The organism is Lactiplantibacillus dongliensis (genome assembly GCF_005405105.1).
Taxonomy (GTDB): Bacteria; Bacillota; Bacilli; order Lactobacillales; family Lactobacillaceae; genus Lactiplantibacillus; species Lactiplantibacillus dongliensis.
The window spans coordinates 68,776-88,214 of the sequence record NZ_BJDK01000010.1; the positions used below are offsets into that span (position 1 = coordinate 68,776).

At 45.5% G+C, this 19,439-nt stretch carries 19 protein-coding genes; 4 read left to right on the forward strand and 15 right to left on the reverse strand.

Annotated features, from left to right (window positions below):
• Positions 1-6 precede the first annotated feature (6 nt).
• Both miaA and FFM80_RS05220 read right to left on the reverse strand, forming a co-directional pair.
• The gene (miaA, locus tag FFM80_RS05215; protein WP_137639832.1) at positions 7-930 is read right to left on the reverse strand and encodes a tRNA (adenosine(37)-N6)-dimethylallyltransferase MiaA; all 924 of its coding nucleotides are present in this window, start codon (positions 928-930) and stop codon (positions 7-9) included.
• Positions 931-932: 2 nt separating this feature from the next.
• Entirely contained in the window at positions 933-1,667 is a 735-nt protein-coding gene (locus FFM80_RS05220) for a glycerophosphodiester phosphodiesterase (protein WP_137639833.1), read from the reverse strand.
• 103 nt (positions 1,668-1,770) lie between these two features.
• On the opposite strand from FFM80_RS05220, the gene FFM80_RS05225 reads away from it, so the two are divergent.
• Positions 1,771-1,947, forward strand: coding sequence for a DUF3042 family protein (locus FFM80_RS05225; RefSeq protein ID WP_137635232.1), 177 nt, complete (start codon positions 1,771-1,773; stop codon positions 1,945-1,947).
• A 49-nt stretch (positions 1,948-1,996) separates the two neighbouring features.
• On the opposite strand, the gene FFM80_RS05230 is transcribed toward FFM80_RS05225, so the two are convergent.
• The 7 genes from FFM80_RS05230 to FFM80_RS05260 all read right to left on the reverse strand — a co-directional run bounded on the left by FFM80_RS05230 (position 1,997) and on the right by FFM80_RS05260 (position 8,268).
• A complete protein-coding gene (locus tag FFM80_RS05230) occupies positions 1,997-2,410 on the reverse strand; it encodes a rhodanese-like domain-containing protein (RefSeq protein WP_137639834.1) in 414 nt (137 codons plus the stop codon).
• 864 nt (positions 2,411-3,274) lie between these two features.
• Positions 3,275-4,237, reverse strand: a complete 963-nt coding sequence (locus FFM80_RS05235) for an ROK family glucokinase (protein WP_137639835.1) — start codon at positions 4,235-4,237, stop codon at positions 3,275-3,277.
• Between the two features lie 86 nt (positions 4,238-4,323).
• Positions 4,324-4,551, reverse strand: coding sequence for a YqgQ family protein (locus FFM80_RS05240; RefSeq protein ID WP_137639836.1), 228 nt, complete (start codon positions 4,549-4,551; stop codon positions 4,324-4,326).
• A 27-nt stretch (positions 4,552-4,578) separates the two neighbouring features.
• Positions 4,579-5,256 (reverse strand): rhomboid family intramembrane serine protease, encoded by a 678-nt coding sequence (locus tag FFM80_RS05245; protein ID WP_137639837.1) that lies wholly within the window; start codon positions 5,254-5,256, stop codon positions 4,579-4,581.
• Positions 5,243-5,809: a 5-formyltetrahydrofolate cyclo-ligase gene (locus tag FFM80_RS05250; RefSeq protein WP_137639838.1), complete on the reverse strand. Its 567-nt coding sequence runs from the start codon at positions 5,807-5,809 to the stop codon at positions 5,243-5,245. The genes FFM80_RS05245 and FFM80_RS05250 overlap by 14 nt, the downstream gene beginning before the upstream one ends.
• Before the next feature lie 149 nt (positions 5,810-5,958).
• Positions 5,959-6,108, reverse strand: a complete 150-nt coding sequence (gene rpmG, locus FFM80_RS05255; protein ID WP_137607457.1) for a 50S ribosomal protein L33 — start codon at positions 6,106-6,108, stop codon at positions 5,959-5,961.
• Positions 6,109-6,234: 126 nt separating this feature from the next.
• Positions 6,235-8,268, reverse strand: a complete 2,034-nt coding sequence (locus FFM80_RS05260; RefSeq protein ID WP_137639839.1) for a peptidoglycan D,D-transpeptidase FtsI family protein — start codon at positions 8,266-8,268, stop codon at positions 6,235-6,237.
• Between the two features lie 199 nt (positions 8,269-8,467).
• Between FFM80_RS05260 and FFM80_RS05265 the strand changes: the two genes are divergently transcribed.
• Complete coding sequence (locus FFM80_RS05265) at positions 8,468-11,116, forward strand: YfhO family protein (RefSeq protein ID WP_137639840.1); 2,649 nt, start codon at positions 8,468-8,470, stop codon at positions 11,114-11,116.
• A gap of 427 nt (positions 11,117-11,543) precedes the next feature.
• On the opposite strand, the gene FFM80_RS05270 is transcribed toward FFM80_RS05265, so the two are convergent.
• A complete protein-coding gene (locus FFM80_RS05270; protein ID WP_137639841.1) occupies positions 11,544-11,849 on the reverse strand; it encodes a HesB/YadR/YfhF family protein in 306 nt (101 codons plus the stop codon).
• 174 nt (positions 11,850-12,023) lie between these two features.
• On the opposite strand from FFM80_RS05270, the gene FFM80_RS05275 reads away from it, so the two are divergent.
• Together FFM80_RS05275 and FFM80_RS05280 are read left to right on the forward strand one after the other, a co-directional pair.
• Positions 12,024-12,482, forward strand: a complete 459-nt coding sequence (locus tag FFM80_RS05275) for a LytTR family DNA-binding domain-containing protein (protein ID WP_223877301.1) — start codon at positions 12,024-12,026, stop codon at positions 12,480-12,482.
• Between the two features lie 5 nt (positions 12,483-12,487).
• On the forward strand, positions 12,488-13,207 hold the full coding sequence (locus FFM80_RS05280; protein ID WP_137639843.1) for a LiaF transmembrane domain-containing protein: 720 nt from the start codon (positions 12,488-12,490) through the stop codon (positions 13,205-13,207).
• A gap of 74 nt (positions 13,208-13,281) precedes the next feature.
• Here the strand turns inward: FFM80_RS05280 and greA are convergent, their stop codons facing one another.
• The 5 genes from greA to pheS all read right to left on the reverse strand — a co-directional run bounded on the left by greA (position 13,282) and on the right by pheS (position 19,406).
• Positions 13,282-13,764, reverse strand: coding sequence for a transcription elongation factor GreA (gene greA, locus FFM80_RS05285; protein WP_137639844.1), 483 nt, complete (start codon positions 13,762-13,764; stop codon positions 13,282-13,284).
• 107 nt (positions 13,765-13,871) lie between these two features.
• Positions 13,872-14,501 carry a uridine kinase gene (gene udk / locus FFM80_RS05290; RefSeq protein ID WP_137639845.1) on the reverse strand — a complete coding sequence of 210 codons (630 nt, stop codon included), beginning with the start codon at positions 14,499-14,501 and terminating at the stop codon, positions 13,872-13,874.
• Positions 14,502-14,521: 20 nt separating this feature from the next.
• A complete protein-coding gene (gene mltG / locus FFM80_RS05295; RefSeq protein WP_137639846.1) occupies positions 14,522-15,718 on the reverse strand; it encodes an endolytic transglycosylase MltG in 1,197 nt (398 codons plus the stop codon).
• Between the two features lie 213 nt (positions 15,719-15,931).
• Complete coding sequence (gene pheT / locus FFM80_RS05300) at positions 15,932-18,349, reverse strand: phenylalanine--tRNA ligase subunit beta (protein WP_137639847.1); 2,418 nt, start codon at positions 18,347-18,349, stop codon at positions 15,932-15,934.
• A 10-nt stretch (positions 18,350-18,359) separates the two neighbouring features.
• On the reverse strand, positions 18,360-19,406 hold the full coding sequence (gene pheS, locus FFM80_RS05305) for a phenylalanine--tRNA ligase subunit alpha (RefSeq protein WP_137639848.1): 1,047 nt from the start codon (positions 19,404-19,406) through the stop codon (positions 18,360-18,362).
• Between the last annotated feature and the right edge of the window lie 33 nt (positions 19,407-19,439).

The window sequence follows — 19,439 nt, forward strand, 5'->3', positions numbered from 1 at the left end:
TTATTTTTAGTTCAACCAACTAGCTAACTGGGCTTGGATATCTTGCTGCTGGTCGGGGTGTTCCAATAAGTTGAACCAGTCTACCGTCATCTTGTTGCGGAACCAGGTCAGCTGACGTTTGGCATAGTGCCGTGAATCCTGCTTAATGAGGTCAACGGCTGTCGCCAAGTCGGTCTGCCCAACAAAGTATGGAAATAGCTCATGATAGCCGATCCCTTTACCGGCGGGCAGGTCACGACCACCTTGATCATAGAGCCATTTAGCTTCAGCGACTAAACCTGCCGTCATCATCTGATCAACCCGCTGATTAATGCGATCGTAGACCAGCTGACGATCAGCGGTTAGACAGATGGTCAGCGCATCTAAAGCCGTGGCGGGCGTATCGGCCTGCGCGGAAAATAACTGGCCACTCGTCCGCTGATACTCTAAGGCACGCACCACTCTGACCGTATTCTGCGGCTCAATTGTGGCCGCTGCCACTGGATCAATCGCTTGTAGCTGCTGCCAAACGGCGTCTGGACCTTCTGCCGCCGCTAAATCGAACAATTGTTGCCGATACGCCATGTCCGGGGCAGCTTCAGTCGGTCCAAATTGATAGCCAGCTAACAAAGACTGCAAATAAAAACCAGTCCCGCCAACAATAATCGGTAACTTACCCCGGGATTGAATCTGATTGATCAGATCCGTCGCCCGCGTCACAAACTCCGCGACCGTAAAACGCTGATCAACGGCTTTTATATCAATTAAATAATGCGGAATACCCGCCCGCTCTGCTGGCAAGACCTTGGCAGTTCCAATATCCAGATGCCGATAAACTTGCATCGAATCCCCTGAGATGATCTCCCCATTAAATTGTTTTGCTAATGTTAATGAGAGCGCCGTTTTACCGACCGCAGTGGGTCCGGCGATTAATAACACTTTCTGACTCACGATTAACCTCCCTGCATCTTAATGCGCAACCGATATGCTAAACCCGGATAATCCGTAATTAACCCGGCAAAACGATGGCGGTAACAAAACTTCATATCCCGTTCGGTATTCACCGTCCAGGGCCGCAACTGTACTTTGGGCAATAGCAGCCAGTGACGTCGCACCCAACGAATATCTGGATGGTAGCCAATAATCACTTGTTCTGCATGTAGCCGTTTAGCTGTTTTGAATTTTGTCTGAAATAAACTATCGAATTCGGCTTCCGGTTGTAAAGCATGCAGCCGTTCGATGGATTTACCATAAAAACTCGAATAGACCAATTTGAACGGGACCTGATGATGATTAAAATAATCAGCTACTAAGGCTTCAATTCCGTCGTAATGAATCTTATTCGTCTTTAATTCTAAATTAAAAATACCCGTGAACTTTTTTTCAATCAACAACTGCACGACTTCATCCAACGTTGGAATACGGGTCCCAGCATAACTGGCATCAAACTTAGCCCCCGCGTCTAAACGCTTGAGTTCGGCCAACGTCAGGTCAACGATCCGGCCTTCGCCATTCGTTGTCCGATCGACCCGTTCGTCATGCATGATGATGAGATGACCGTCTTTTGATAAATGGACATCCGTTTCAATCCCATCGGCCCCATCCGCTAGCGCCGCCGCAAAGGATGGCAAGGTATTCTCCGGCCGAGTCCCCTTACTGCCGCGATGAGCAATAATCTGTGTTAACATGTGACCACCTCTACTTACCCCAAAATATTTCAAGCTTTTAATATTGATATCTAATCGCAAAACAATCATAATGAAACTAAGAACTTACTAGGAGGGTCTAACTATGAAATCATTTACACGCGGTTTCTTATTCGGCGTTGTCGCAACTGCCGGCGCCGTTATCGGTTCCGTACTATCGTTCAAGAAGCAGGTCGTTGATCCAATTGAAGACCAAGAAAACAAATTTGAAGAAAACCGCAAACGTGCGTTACGCAAAAGCCGTAGTGCTCATAACGGTTAAACAAAAAAATGGTGGCATGAACAAGAGCATTGTTCTGGCCGCCATTTTTTTAATACTTCGCTTTTTTCGTCTTACCTTCCCACTTTGCATAGCCGGGCTTCAAGATATATAACTCTTTGTAGCCTTTTTTAGCTAACAAAACTACGGCCCGGGTACTCAAACTATGGGTCTGATCGTAAAGATAAATCGGCATGTCTGCCCGTAATTCATTCATCCGCATCTTTAACGACGTGAACGGAATATTCCGCGCACCTAAAATGTGGCCCGCGTCAAAATCTTTCTTTTCACGCAAATCAACCACTTGAGCCTTACGCATCCCTGCTTGGAACTCATCTTCTTCTAACATCTTTGACACTTGCCGCCGCCGAATATAATTGTATAATGACCAAATAAAATAAGCCGCAATTAAGACCAGCAAAACGATGTTGACATAAGTCAAACCACTAATCGCACCTAAAACCACAGTATCCCTCCTAATTTCTACTTCTATATTTTACACATATCTTGCAGCCCTGTAAACCGCGGTTTGTAAACCCTGACATTAATTACACTTGAACAATTCAAGACAATGACCGAACGTGCTGATAATGCCGCTCCGGTTGGTCTGGATTGATGCTGGAACGTGGTGGCCGCGTTTGTGAGCCACAGTGCGGTCTCACAAGCCGGGCTTTCACTAGACCGGGAAAACCACCCGCTCAAGTGAAATTTCACCACTGAGCATCATCCAGCCCGCCCTACGCTAAAGCGATGGCTGATTATTGTTGGTTATGATCAAAAACCATTCGCTAACTGATTAAACGAGTTCACATTATTAAAGTCATTGAATCCATCAACCACTTTAGACTGGGGAGATACCTTTTTTACGCTGACTTTCGGGGGCAAGTCAGACCTATTATAAAAAGACACTAATTGTCATTCGATCCGTGCCAACTGTTAGAAATCATTATAAATACCATATCCACGCTTAGTGCTAGTTGAAATTACCGCCTGCTGATTACCTAAATAGCCGAATTAAAAATAATCAATCGTTTATTTTTTAATATCCGTTAACTAACGGCGGACGGGCCAGAATTGGCTCAGTGGTGTCGTTTATCTTAGTCGGCGCTTTTTCCGACTTAGATAAAGCCCGGCTTGGAAGACCGCTCCTTGGCTTCCAAACGTGGCCACCACGTTCCAGCCGATTCTGGGCCAACCAGAGTGGCAGGTTAAACCAACTAGCACCAAGCGTCATATTCATTTTTGAACATCAAAACTGCTTTAATCCTAAAATTTTTCAATACGAAAAAAGCCTGAAGAACTCAATCTCCAGACTTAATCAGTATCTAGTTTAGATAAACCGTTGCGCTAATGAAGCCGCACCGATAACCCCAGCATCGTTACCTAACACCGCTAACTTCAATTCAGTCGTGTTACGAACGGTTGGGAATGTGTTTTGTTTGAAATAATGGTCGACTTGACGTAATAAGAAGTCGCCGGCTGCGGAAACCCCGCCACCAATAATGATGGATGACGGGTTCATCGTGTTACCAACGTTGGCTAAAGCTAAGCCTAAGTAGAAGCTGACCCGGTCAACAACACTTTGTGCCAAGACGTCGCCTTCTTTAGCTAAATCAAAGGTAATCTTAGAACTGATTTCTTCACCATTATCTAAGAGTTGCTTTAACTTTGAGACGCCAGAGAATTCTTCAGCCATATCGCGAGCAACGTGCACAACCCCGGTTGCGGAAGCATATTGTTCCAAACAACCGCGCTTGCCACAAGTACACATATAGCCATCTGGTTTAACAGTCACATGACCGATTTCACCAGCCGCGCCAGCTGCCCCGTGTAATAAGTGGCCGCCAGCGATCACACCGCCACCGACACCAGTCCCAAGGGTCACAAAGACAACATCGTTACCGTTTTCGCCAGCGCCCTTCCAGCGTTCGCCCAAAGCAGCGACATTCGCATCGTTGTCCAAAGTAAATTGAATCCCAGTTCCAGCTTCAATCTGCTTCTTAACAGGTTGTAAGGTCTTCCAGTTCAAGTTGTAGGCGCCGATAACGGTCCCAGCGTCTAGATCAACCGTCCCAGGAGTTCCCATCCCGATGCCGACGAAGTCTGACTTATCCATCTTATATAAGTCGATATGATGGTTAATAGAGTCGATGATGTTGGGCACGATGTGTGCCCCTTCATCTAAAATCGTTGTTTCGATGCTCCACTTTTGTTGAATGTCACCATTTTCAGTTAAAATAGCGAATTTAGTAGTCGTCCCACCAAGGTCGACTCCGATTAATTTGCGATCCATGTTACAAAATCCCTCCATCTAAGTGATGCGACTGAATCAACCAGTCGTGTTGGTTATTGCCGAATATCAACTTACTAAAGCCCTAGTTAACGGTGCTCATCACCGTCAGCTGATTGCTCATGTGCTGCTTCTACTCGGTGCTCATGATTCAAGACGACCTTTACGCGAGCGTACAACTTGGCATCAATGACCCCAGCTTGATACAAATGATCAATCTCGATCGCCATCAACTCAATATCCCAAATCCGCTTGCCCACGTAGACATAAACGCCGAATTTCTTCAGTAATTGTTGGACATCGTAAAGTGTCTTCATGTGCATATCCTCGATTAATTATACAGTTTATTGCCAGTTTGTAAAACCTAATTTTACTAGCGCAATCCATGCGATTACTAAGGTAATCCCTGCCAGAATTCGTTTGGTCCGTGGAATCTGACCGATCCGCGGCACCCCGACAACGTAAGCCAATAAGAAACCGCCCGCTAATCCGCCGACATGGCCCCAGATATCAATCCCCGTTGAGAAAATATCAAAGACCAAATTCATGACTGTCAGAAGTAAGAACTGCCGCGTTAATTGTCGAATTACCGGGTTTTCCCAGAAAGACTCGCCAACCATTAAGAACGCCCCAAACAGGGCAAAAATAGCGGTACTAGCGCCGACTGATTGATTCGGTGACAACGCAAAGCTCATCACGTTGCCACTGATCCCACCTAGTAGATACAGTAATAACATCCGCCAATGGCCAAACAGTGCTTCAATCTGCATCCCCATAAAGTAAATCACCACGCCATTGACTACAATATGCATCAAACCCATATGTAAGAAAATCGGCGTGAACAAGCGCCACCATTGGCCAGCTATAATCGCCTGATCATTCTTAGCGCCCAACATATATAGCACGTAAGAAACCGTACTGCCGCCTAATAGCCATTCAACTAAAAAGACCGCCACAGTGAGTCCTAATAAGATATGGGTCACGGCTGGTTGCGTCTGCCACCATCGTTTAATCTCTGTCATTAACACCATCCTCTGCTACTAATAACTCATCTAATAAAATATCATACGCATCGACTGGCCATTCGGCGTGATCAAACGCCATCTCGCGGTAAGCCAAAGTTAGTTTAGTACCCGGATAATCTGCCAAATAGCGATCGTAGTAACCGCCGCCAAAACCGATGCGAGCATGTTCCGTTCGACTATAGCCCAAGCCTGGCACTAAGATAACATCAATGTCAGCCTTAGCTACCGGGTCACCCGCAGTCGGCTCTAAAATGCCAAACTTAGTCCGCGCCAACTGACTGGTCGACGTATACGGGATAAAGGCCATCTGCCGATGTGGTAAGGTCTTCGGAATGACAACCTGCTTACCTGCTTGCCAAGCTGCTTCAATCAATGGCTGCGTCGCAACTTCAATAGCACTACTAATGGTGATGGCCACCGTCTGAGCCTGTTGCCAAGCGTCAGTTGCAAACAACTGCTGTTGCAAAGACGCATTCTGCTGGTCACGGTCAGCTTCAGTGAGCTGGCTTAATCGTTGAATCTGCTGTTGTCGAAAGGCTTTTTTCTCCATTTGTCGGGCCCCCAGTTTATTTTAGGTTAAAACTAAAAAAACTCATTCATCAACAGGCGTGATTGGAAGACCAACCCGCATTTGCCAACAAATGAGCGTCACATTGCCAACTGACAATGTCGCAGAAAAAACAACAGGTTACCCTGCTGTTATTTCGTTTCACGATGTAATGTTACTTTATGATCCCGTGGACAATACTTCTTAAATTCAACCCGATCCGGATTGTTCCGACGGTTCTTTGAAGATAAGTAGTTACGTTCATGGCATTCTGTACATTCAAGTGTAATGTGTACCCGCATGTTGTTGACCCTCCAAACTCATTCGCATAATACAGGGCCGGAACCCTTAACTTGAATTACTATACCATTAATGGTTAAAAAATGCCAGTATCAATTAAGATACTGACATTAAAAGCAGTGATTTTTTTATTTAGAATAATACTTCCAGAACTCTTTGTAGATTAACTTAGCCGTCGTGGTGTTAGCAACCCCACCACTAGAAATCCCGGGGAAGACAATCGCCATAGCAACTTTTGGATTATTGTATGGTGCATAAGTTGCCAGACTCAAGGTTTCCGTTGAAGTCGACCCATGGAACGTTTCGGCCGTCCCAGACTTGGCGGCCACTTGTGGTGACAAGCTAGCTAAATCAGACCCCGTCTTATAAGCACTCGTCCCATGAACCACCAAGTAGTACCCTTTCTGGACGACATCAAAGTACGATGATGGCACATCAACAGTATTCAAGACGCGCGGCGTCACGTTAGTTTGCACTTTACCTTGTGAACCATCCGCGTTAGTCCCAGTAATCGATGACACAATGTGTGGCGCAATCCGGCGGCCGCCGTTAGCCATCGTGGCAATATATTGGGCAACTTGGATCGTGGTATACGCATCGTAGTTCCCGAAGGACAAGTCTAACGCTTTACCAATGCTTTTACGACTTGAGTCCCCTTGGAACCCGGTTGCTTCACCTGGTAGATCGATCCCAGTCTTTACACCCAAGCCAAATTCGTTGAAGTAGCCACGTAATTTAGAGAAGACTGACGTTGACATCGTCAAGCCCCGACCAGAAGCATAATTAAAGTTACCTTCCTTCATCGCCAACTGCATCATGTACGAGTTAGAAGAAACTTCCATTGCTTCTGAAGCAGTCAATGGAATGCTGGCACTCCCAGACTTGTTGAACCAAGAACTCTTGGTTGCCGTCCCAGCCAACTTAATTGGGGTATCCGTCATCGTACTGCTAGTTGGCGTGATGACACCCGACTGTAACGCACCCATAACCGTGGCACCCTTAACAACCGACCCCATAACGAAGGTTTGGTTAATGGTTCCTAAAGCATTTTCAGTGACTTTACCTGTCGACAGATCACGACTCGCCCCAGCTAAGGCATAGATTGCCCCAGTTTGCGGGTTCAAGACAACAGCATAAGCTCCTGGTAGATAAGGATTACCGCTCCCAACAGATTTCGTTTGCGACATCATGATACTTTGAACGGCTTTTTGGAACTTCGAGTTGATGGTCAGGCTCAGGTTATCACCCTTTTGACCACCATATTTCTTAATTTCTTTTTGAATCACGCCATCTTGGGTCTTCACCTCAGTCTGAGATTTCGTCCCCTTTAAGACGTTTTCGTATTGCTTTTCCAATTGACTTTGACCCACGGAATCATCCCGAGAATAGCCTTCTGCCAACAAAGTCTTCACATCATCACTTGGCAGCCCTTGCTTTTCAGTCGTAACCGCCCCAAGCACACTACTCAAGCTCGTTCCGTTCGGATAACTCCGTGTCCAACTTGTCCCAACTTTGACCCCGGGCATTTCGGATTGATGTTCCCCAATCTCAGCCAACTCGGTATTTGAAACCCCGGTCGACTTCAGATTGACGGTTGACAAGGAATAGGCGCCACTCATCTTCGCATAAATAGCCGCCGCATTCTTTTCACTGGACGTCATCGATTTAATGAGATTTTGCTCCGTATATTTCACTTCGCGGTCATACAAGACATCGGAATCAGTCGAATTTTTAACATGCTTCGCCACCGCCTTGAGGTTGGTTTTGTTAGCTAAGTAATAATCCGCCCGATTACGATCCGTCAAACTCGACGTTGAAATTGTGAGGTATTGACCCAGCTTAGTGGCAATCGTATACATCTTATCAGCCGCCACATTCAGGCCCTTGGTATATTGAATCGCTTGATGCGACTTATTCCCAACTAAGACCCGGCCGGTTGAATCATAGACTGACCCCCGTTGCACGCTCGCCGTGGCCGTCGTGTTGTTAGCGGAGTTAACTTCGGTTGCAAACTTCTGACCATAATCAACTTGTAAATAGGCTAACTGACCGATCAAGGCTGCAAACAACAGAAAGACGATGAAAAATAAAAAATTCAATCGAAAAGGAATATGTGACTTATTAGGGTCACGGTTTGCAGAAATCTTTTTAAACAGTTTCAATTCTCAAGCTCCCGTTCTTAAACTTTAGTAAACATTTAACAAAATTTCGTCAGATGCCCCTAGCAATCCTAGATAATTGCGCTACTTATGCTATTCTATACGATAGGCATAAAAATTTCAGCCGTTATTCTAGATTTTAATGTTTTTTTGATTTTTCTAAATAATTGGCTGAATATTTTAAAAAGATTGAGGTGGCATTTTGAAAATCCGTCGTATTTTTGACAAGCGTACTTGGCCGCTTTGGCTAAGTTTTTGGCTGCCATTAATATTAATGACCGGCTATTTTATTTATCGACACATGGCGCCCTTTGGTTCCAGCAGTCTGCTGACCGTCGATATGGGGCAACAATACGTTGATCTCTTCTCCTACTTCCGACACACCCTCTTGCACGACCCGAGTGCGTTCTTCTATTCATTCTCGAAGACCATCGGGGGCGACATGATGGGCGTCTGGGCCTACTACTTAATGAGTCCCTTTAATTTAATCTTACTGGCCTTCCCAGGTCAATCGATTACCGTTGGGATCTTCATAATGACCATATTAAAATATGGCTGCGCCGGTCTCGCATTCGCCTGGCTATTAACTAAGACCCGTACCCAACGCGGCTGGCTCGTGCCAATTTTCAGTACCGCGTATGCCATGATGGGCTGGATGGTTGCTAACCAGTTGAACTTAATCTGGCTAGACACTACTGCTATTTTACCACTAGTTATTCTCGGACTTGAACGTTTATTTAAGACCGGCAAGATTCGTTGGTTTGCCGGCTGGTTAACGGTCATGCTGATTGACAACTATTATATGGGTTACATGGTCATCCTCTTTAGTTGTCTCTACTGGCTTTACGCGGCCACCAAATATTGGCAAAACTTTAAAACGATGTTGATCCAAGCCGCTAAATTTGCTTGGGGTGGGCTGCTTTCAGTACTTTTATCAGCTTGGCTACTATTACCAACACTCTATGCGTTGCTACAAAGTAAAGCCCAGTATAACGTGACTAAAATCAGCTGGAAATTTGAATACAAGCCATGGAAGATGCTTGCCAAGTACGTGATTGGCAGCTTCAACTTTGACCAGATGCCTGCTGGACAACCCAATGTTTACATTGCTTGGTTAGCCATCATTGGCTTTATCGTCTTCTTCTTAAGTCGCCAATTCAAATGGTCCTTAAAAGTCAGTGTCGGTCTCATCACGGCCTTCTTACTCTTGTCATTTTGTTACGGCCCGCTGGACTTATTCTGGCACGCCGATCAATTTCCAGTCTGGTATCCGTACCGCTTCTCCTTTGTCTTTAGCTTCTGGGTCGTCTGGATTGCAGCACAGACATTGACTGAGAAACTAACCATCAAGTTGTGGCAGGCGGTTATCGCGTTAGGCTTAATTGCTGCCGGTCTGATCACCGTCGCCTTAAACTTAAAACACGTGAGCTATGTCGATGCCGCTAATCTCATGATTACAGTTGGCTTAGCCGCCATTTCATTGGTCTTACTTGTGTTGCCCAAAGAACGCCGACTGTGGCTGTATCAAGTCGTCGCCTTATTACTAGTTGCGACTGACATGACAATCAATGCAGTGGCGTCGCTAAATAATATTTCTTACGTGTCACAAGCTGAATTCGGCCAGTATACACAAGCCTTGGACACGACTGTCAGTGGCATTCAAAAACAAGACCACAACTTCTATCGGATTGGTAAGACGTTCACCCGGACTAAGGATGATCCCTTGCAAGCCGCTTATAACGGCGCTGATCATTTTAGTTCGACCTTTGAAAGCATCATCCCGAATTTCTTCGGCTCGATTGGCCAACCGGATGGTGATGGGGTCGTCACTTATTCTAACGGGACGTTAATAACCGATTCACTACTGGATATGCAATACTTTATGGATAAGACGGTACCGAGTGCCCAAGCGGACAATAACAACTACAATAGTTATATTCCCGTTACGAGTACCAAGCCCGACCTGCAGCATTACAGCAAGCAAATTACCTTGAGTAATAGTCAGGCCACCGTCTACAAGAATCCTTACGCACTAGGCTTAGGCTTTGGTGCCAACGATAAGATTCTCAAGCTTAAAGTATCCAAAACGACCGGTGATCCCGTGGCGCGTCAAGAGCTGCTCTATCAAACGTTAGCCAATCGATCAACCTCCGCGCTGATTTCAGCGGAGAATTTTGATCAGGTCGTCTTCCAAAACGTGAAGAAAGTCGTCACGTTAACTGGTTCAGTCGTTAATAAGCAAAACTTGGCGAAGACCGGCTCAATTTACTTTAAATTCACGCCGCAGACGAATGATTCTTACTACATTACACTGGGACAGAATCTCACACCGTCGAACGCCAGCTTTTATCTGAACGGCAAAGAACTCAAACAATACCCAACTTATCGCCATACGATTGCGGTCAATGTGGCCACTAATAGTAAAGGTAAGACGGTTACCTTTGGGATTCAAATGAAGAAAACGTCCTTGTGGTTGCAAAACTTCACGCTTTACAAACTTGACAATCAACAATTTGCCAAGTCTGCACGCAAGCTACAACAGTCACCATGGACGATCACTAAGCATTCCAGCAGCAAGTTGACTGGGACAATCAATATTAAGCAAAAACACCAAGTCTTAATGACGACGATCCCCTACTCTGCTGGCTGGCATGCCAAAGTTGATGGCAAGCCCGTCGCCACCAAGAAAGTTATTCATACCTTTGTCGCCGTGCCGTTAAGTCAAGGTAAACACAAGGTCACCTTAACGTATCGGCCACCATTACTGGTTCCTGGCTTAATCGCCAGCGGCATCGGGATAGTTGGGACCCTTGCTTGGTTTGGTGTTAAACGCCGTCGCAAAACTGATTAATCGCTAGTAAAAAAATGTGTTACAAAATCGATAATGATTTTGTAACACATTTTTTGTATGTCATGCTAAATTTGCCACTCTGGTTGGCCCAGAATTGGCTGGAACGTGGTGGCCGCGTTTGCGAGCCACAGTTCGGTCTCACAAGCCGGGCTTTGACTAAGCCGAGAAGATCACTCGTCTAAGTCAAACGACACCACTGAGCCAATTCTGGACCGCCCGACGTTAAGTACGCCTGTATTAACGACCGTTCACTTTAATCAGTAAAACTAACTAAAGTGTTCAGTCACACTGTTGACCTTAGTACAAAAGTTTCAAAAGCCAGACCAAAATCAGTTTTGGTCGTAGTGACCAGCAGGTTCGCCGTGTCGAGGACCTAGGCTGCAGGTCCGCCCCATCGCGAATCTGCTGATCGACGGAGACGGTCAATTTACCCTTCATGATTTGCAAGATACTCGTATTTAGGGCCGTCATTATCCGCATCATAATCAACCGTCAAATCATAGCCTTTAAAGAACCACTCATCCCGATCATTGACGTAATACGTCACGCCATCTTTAGCCGTCGTCGTAATCGGTTTGTGCGGGTCATCATCACGCATGACCCCAATTGAAAAGCCACTATGGACCGCGGTCTTCCCATAAGTTTTGCCATAAAAACGGACCCCATTGCCCGTTGTCACCCCCATATCATCATGAAACCATTTGCTAGCTGCATCCGTAATTGTTATTTGCATGTTGTCACCCCATCAGTGTAATCGTTTACAGGTATTGTCCACTATTCAAGGCTAAAAAGCAACTTTGCCGATTATTGAACAAAGCCAGTGACCACTTATGCCCCGTTAATGACCACTCAGGCTAAAAGTATTTACAGGTCCTTTAAATTATGGTGTACTAATAACACCAAGGAGGTGGGACGCTTGCAACTGCACATTCAGGTCGACCCGCGGCTAACGGAACCGACACTAACGTTGCACGTTCCTACTGCCGAAGCGGCGACTGCTGAACTGATTGACGCCCTAAAAAAAGTTGATCAGTCCCCAGCTACGTTAACCGTTTCACAGCGTGGGCAGACCACACAATTACCAGTCACAACTATTTTATTTTTCGAAGCTGACGGACACGTCGTTCGCGTACACACCACCACGGCCGTTTACACCACGACCACCCGGCTGTATCAATTAGAAGCGCAACTACCATCAACATTTTTACGCGTCTCTAAATCAGCAATTGTTAATACCGCCGCAATCTATGCACTGACCAAATCACTGACTGGTAATCTGATTGGGTTTCAAGATTCACCGAAACAGCTTTACGCGTCACGACGCTATTACAAACAACTAAAACAAACTTTAGAGAAAAAGAGGTAATGCTTATGCAACCACGTTGGTTTTGGGGTGGCTTTTTAATCATTGGTGCGGGACTCCTAATTACGAATCAATTAGGCTTACTGGCCATTAGTGTCAACCTATTCACCCTATTTTTAACTTTAGTCTTAGCGGGATTTTTAATTAAAGGGTTACGCTACTTAGACTTTTTCAGTATCATCATGTCATTAGTCTTTTTAGCCGTCATTTACGCGCGGCCACTTGGGATTACCGCTTTAACCCCGTGGACGATGATTGTCGCGGGACTACTATTAAGCTTCGGTTTAACCTTAATTTTTCCTCGGCGCTGGCAACATTGGGCGCGTGGTCACAGTTATTACCATCATCACCACCGTCAATTTCACGACGATCATACTGATCAGGCAACGATTAACGATGATATCGCGGCCATCAACGTCAGTATGACGAGTTCGATTCGTTACTTACACAGTGCCAACTTAAGTGCCGCTAACATCACGGTCGCTATGGGGGGCGTCAAAGTTTACTTTGATGACGTGCAATTGCAGGATAATCAGGCGACCATCAAGCTTGATGTCTCGCTCGGTAGCGCTGAACTCTATATCCCGCAGAATTGGCAAGTTAAGAGTGATCTCGATGTCAGCCTAGCCAACTTTGATGATGGTAAACCCGACGTAGGTACGGCGGGACCAGTCCTTTATCTGACTGGTGGCGTCTCATTAGGAAGTATCACCATCATCTACATTTAACCGCAAAAAAGCGCGACCCAGTTAGCTATCAAGCTAATTGAGGCGCGCTTTTAAGTTCAAGTTGTCAGCAAAACTTAAGCATTTTCAACTTTTAAGATTTTAACTTTCATGGAGCCAGCTGGAATATTGATGTTGATTTCTTCATCAATATGATGGCCAATCAAGCCCTTGGCAATTGGTGAATCATTTGAGATCTTACCTTCCATCGGATCAGCTTCAGCCGCACCAACAATGGTGTAGGTTTCAGGATCTTCATCGGGTAATTCTTTAAAAGTCACGACTTTACCAACTGAAACTTCGGTTGCATCGATCTGATCGCTATCGATAATTTCAGCGTATTGTAACATGTGTTCAACCGTTTTAATCCGGTTTTCAAGCAAACTTTGTTCATTCTTTGCTGATTCATATTCTGAGTTTTCGGATAAATCGCCATAACTCCGGGCAATCTTAATCCGATTAATAATTTCTGGGCGTTGGTTAATCTTAAGGTCTTCAAGTTCGTGTTCGAGCTTGACTTTCCCCTCCGCCGTCATTGGGTATGTTTTATCTTCAGCCACTTGTTCCACTCCTCTATTTCATTAAATCGTTAACATTGACCAGCCTACCATGCCGGATTTTAATTGTAAACTCTAAAAGCAAAAATTTGCCCGCCACAGTCACTGGTTTATAGAATTGAACGTACTTTCGTCGTTAACAAATCAATGGCCACCTCGTTTTCGCCACCCTCAGGAACAATGATATCGGCATAACGTTTCGTAGGTTCAACGAACTGGTGATACATCGGTTTAACGGTCGCTAAATATTGTTCAATCACCCAATCAAGGGTCCGCCCACGTTCCTTAATATCCCGCTGAATCCGGCGAATAATCCGAATATCGTCATCGGTATCAACGAACACTTTAATATCCATTAAATCACGTAGCCGTTGGTCATCTAAGATCAAGACCCCTTCGACAATGATCACGTCGCGTGGTTCTTGATGGATGGTTTCACTGCTACGAGTAGACTGTTCGTAATCGTAGACCGGCTTTTCAATGGGTTCGTAGCGTAATAACGTCTTGATTTGATCGATCATCAAGTCGGTATCAAACGCCAACGGATGGTCATAGTTGACGGCGCGGCGTTCAGCCATCGTCATGTCACTTTGATCATTGTAATAAGAATCTTGTTGCAAGATTAGTAGCGATTGACCTGATAATTGGTTATAGATGGCCTTGCTGACAGTCGTTTTCCCACTACCAGAGCCCCCGGTCACACCAATAACGATGGGCCGGCGATGTTTAGTTTCACTCATTTGATTAATTAGCCTCGATTTTAATTACTAGATTCATTGTGCTTGGCAACTTTTTGAATATTCGCCGCATGTCCCGCGTCATCCTTGGCATAGTAGACTTTACCAGTCTTCAAGTCAGCCACAAAATACATGTAGTCCTTACTACGTTTAGCTGGATCTAAGACGGCCTTAATGGAGACTAAGCTTGGACTGTTGAACGGTCCTGGCCCATAACCCAAGTGTAAACGGAGGTTGTAAGGCGAGGTGGATTGAAGATCTTTATTCGTCAACGTTGATTTCGTTGAGTTAATCGCGTAGAACACGGAGATATCAGAATCTAGGCGCCATTTCGCAGCTAATCGGTTTAAGAAGACCCCGGCGATAATCTGACGATCCTTCGTCGTACTACCTTCACGTTCAACCAATGAGGCTAAAGTCATAATCTCTTGAACCGACATCTTCGACTTCTTGATCTGCTTATAATATGGTTCCAATTCCGCATCGGTCTTGCCAACCATTTGCGTCACCAGCTGCTTCAACGTTGTCTTCTTATCAGCCCGATACGTTGCTGGGAATAAGTAACCTTCCAAGCGATACCGAACATGCTTAGCTTGCATCGCAGAGCCTAACAGCTTAGGATACTTCTGTGCTAAAGACTTAATGAAAGCCTGATCCTTCATTAACGCTAAGAATTCTTTCGACGTAAAGTCGGTCTGCTTTTGAACGGTGTTCGCAATCGTCTTGATCTGACTACCTTCAACGATTAACACCCGCCCCGTTGAACTCTGAATTGGTTCGGATGACCCGCCTTTATTCAAGGCTTTCGCCACTTGCGCCAACGACATCGACGGCTTTAATTGGTAATAACCGGCATGGAAATTCGACAAGTTATGGGCTTTCGTCCAATAGTCAAACACAAAGCCGCTCTTGATAATCTTCTTGGATTGCAAAATTTCCGCAATCTTTTTGCTGTTGGCCCCAAAAGGAATATCAACTTGAACCACTTGATTATCATGCCGATTATACGGCTGGGTCGCATTATCAAAGTATCGATAACCTAAAAAGCCGACAATGATTAATAAAATCACTAAAATCCCAATAACGCCACCAATGACATGCTTGGAAAATGATTTACGTTGCTTCTGGACCACTCGTTTGGCCTGTTCGGTCGTGCCGTGGTCTTGCGGATCAGATTGATCCGGTTTGTTTTGGTCGTTATTCAAGTTTCGCCCCTCCATCTAATTATTCATCTTTTCAATTATACAAAAACGACCGGTGCATTGCACGAACTCTTCAAGACTTTTAACTTTTTTTAGTGCGATTGTAATCTAAGCAAACAGCCCGTAACCTCATCGTTACGAGCTGTTACTTGGAAATTCTATTTTTAAACTCATTTGTGACTAGGTACTTGCCAGAACACTACTAACCAACGTGGCAAAAATCAACGCTCACTAACGAATTTCAGCACCTAAGTCTTCAGTTAAAGCACTCAAGACCTTATCAAAGGCTTTAGTCACATCTTCGTCAACCAACGTGGCGGCTTGATCTTGATATGTCAACGTATAAGCTAAGGACTTCTTACCTTCTGGCACGTGTTTACCATTGTATAAGTCAAACAAGTGGACATCTTGTAAGTGAGCCCCACCTTTGTCATGGATCAAGGCCACGATATCGGCATTAGTGACCGTATCATCAATTAGCATCGCCACATCCCGGGTAATGCTTGGGAACTTCGAGATTGGCTGGTATTGTTGACGCGCTTTTGGCAAAGCAATCAAGGCCGCCAAGTCCAATTCGAAGGCATACGTTTCGCGAATCTTATAAGCTTTGGCTGTCGTTGGATGAATCTGACCGACGAAACCAACTAACTGGTCGCCAACATAAATATCAGCGGTCCGACCAGGGTGCATCTCAGCATGGGCCGTGGTCGCGACGTAACTAATCGGATCAACCAAGGCTAAGCTCTTCAGATAACCAGCCACAATACCTTTGATTTGGTAAAAATCAACTGGTGTAGCGGCCGTATCCCAGGCAGTCTTAACCATCGAACCGGTAATCGCACCAGCTAAATGTTCCACTTCTTTAGGGCGAACTTGTTCTGGTTGGCTGAAGAAGACCCGCCCTTGTTCATACAAGGCCACATCTTGTTCTTTACGGGCATTGTTATAGGCTAAGTCATCCAATAATCCGGCAATCAAGCTCAACCGTAACGTGGTCCGTTCAGAACTCATTGGGAAGTCTAAGGTCGTCACATCACTCGCATGTAAGGCAAAGGCCCGCGCTTTACTGTCCGTGGTCAATGAATAACTGATCGCTTGTGTTAAACCGGCACTTTCCATTAATTTCCGCGCATCGCGAATGGCTTGTTGGGTTTCATTCAACTTACCAATGGTTGGTTGTCCAGTTGGTAACGTCGATGGTAAGTTATCATAGCCGTATAACCGAGCGACTTCTTCAATCAGGTCAGCTGGAATATGAATATCCCAACGACGTGAAGGCACCGTCACGTTGAAAGTATCGTCCGTTACAGTGGTTGGGAAGTCAAGCCGTTTGAAGAGGTCACTAACCGTGTCTAATGACAAGTCGGTGCCTAAAACGTGGTTGATTCGCGTTAACGTAATTGCCACTTCAACGGGCTTAACGTCTTCATCGCGACCTACCACCACACCACTAGTGACGGTCCCATTACCTAACTTGGCAATCATCGCTGCGGCAGCATCTAAAGCCTTTTCGGTCGCACCGTGATCAATGCCCCGTTCGTAACGCATCGATGCTTCACTATGCAAGTTATGATTGTGCGCCGTTTTCCGGATCTTAACGGCATCAAAGATCGCACTTTCTAAGGCAATACTCGTGGTTTGGTCAGTAACTTCAGTCGCCAAACCACCCATCGTCCCAGCTAAACAAATTGGCTTATCATTGCTGCAAATAACTAAATCAGTTGCTAACAAGTCGCGTTCTTCACCATCCAACGTCGTTAATTGTTCGCCGGCTTTCGCAAAACGCACATTAACTTGACCAGCATCCAATTGATCGAAATCAAACGCATGCAAAGGTTGGCCGTATTGCATCAAAATATAGTTGGTGGCATCGACCACATTATTGATGGGGCGCATGCCAGCATTCCAGATGCGAATTTGGAGCCATAATGGACTTGGCTTGATTGTGACATGCTTGATCAACCGCATCTTGTATTGTGGCACCGCTTGTTCATCGGCTTGAACCGTAATGTTCAAGTCATCATCAGCCAAATCAGCTGCATCTTCAGTTAAGTCAACTTTAGGCATCGTTGGGGTTTGGTCATAAATAGCCGCCAATTCATGAGCTGTGCCGTTCATGCTCAACATGTCACCACGATTAGGCGTAACCGACATGTCAATGATTTCATCGTCCATCCCTAAATAGGAGAAGACCGGTTCGCCAGGGGTAGCGTCGGCTGGCAAGATAAAGATGCCATCCGCAACTTCTTTGGGCACTAGCTTTTCATCAAAGCCTAATTCATCCAACGCACATAACATCCCGTTAGAGACTTCACCACGCATCTTACTGCGCTTGATCTTCGTGTGACCACCAATCCAAGAGTTTGGTAAGGCCACAATCACCATTTGTCCAGCCGCCACATTGGGCGCACCACAAACGATTTGAATCGGATCAGCTTCGCCAACATCAACTTGGCAAATGTGTAAATGATCGGAGTTAGGATGCGGCACACATTCTAAGACATGCCCAACGACTACTTTTTTCAAGCCCTCGCTTGGGCGGATAACACCGTCGACTTCGACAGCAGTCCGTTCAATTTTTTCTGCTAATTCATCGGCTGGCAAATCCAGCTTTAAATAATCTCGTAACCACGCATAAGAAATTCTCATATTGGACGTCCTAACCTTTCTTATAGAACTGTGACAAGAACCGGACATCGTTTAAGTAGAAATTCCGGATATCATCAACGCCATACTTCAACATTGCAAACCGATCTGGGCCTAAGCCAAAGGCAAACCCACCGTAAACTTCCGGATCAATCCCGGACATTTCTAAGACGTGTGGATGCACCATGCCGGCACCTAAGACTTCAATCCAGCCCGTTTGTTTACAGATGGCACAACCTTTCCCATTACAGTTAAAGCAAGTGACATCGGCTTCAACGGAAGGTTCCGTAAATGGGAAGTAACTTGGCCGCAAGCGGACTTCAAATTGATCGCCGAAGAGTTCGTTGGCAACTAACGTCAACGTCCCCTTTAAGTCGGCCATCGTAATGTGCTTATCAACGACTAATCCTTCAATTTGGTGGAATTGATGTGAATGAGTCGCATCATCGGTATCGCGCCGATAAACGCGGCCTGGTGATAAGACTTTTAACGGCCCTTTAGAAAAATCATGGTTTTCCAGTGACCGCGGTTGATCCGCTGACGTTTGGGTCCGTAATAAGACATCCTTGGTGATATAGAACGTATCTTGCATATCCCGCGCTGGATGGTCTTTAGGTAAGTTCAGGCGTTCGAAGTTGTAGTAATCTTCTTCAACTTCATCCCCATCCACGATCTGATACCCCATCCCGATAAATAAATCTTCGAGTTCGGTAATAATCTGGGTAATCACATGGGGTTGACCTTGGGGCACTTGACGGCCAGGTAAGGTGACGTCCAACGTTTCCGCCACTAATTGTTTATTAACAGCCGCTTGTTCCAATTCATCACGGCGATGGTCAATCGCCGCTTGTAACTTATCGCGCACTTCATTTGCGTAAGCCCCAACTTTAGGACGTTCTTCTGGTGTTAAGTCCCGCATCCCATGTAAAACTTCGGTAATGGGACCTTTTTTACCAAGTAAATCTACTTTGACTTGGTTGACTTTTTTCAAGACATCCGCAGACTTAATATCTGCCAAGCCTTGGTCGCGTAGTTCGGTTAACCGATCTTGTAAGCTCATACTGTTCCTCCAAATTTTATAATCGCGTTTAGA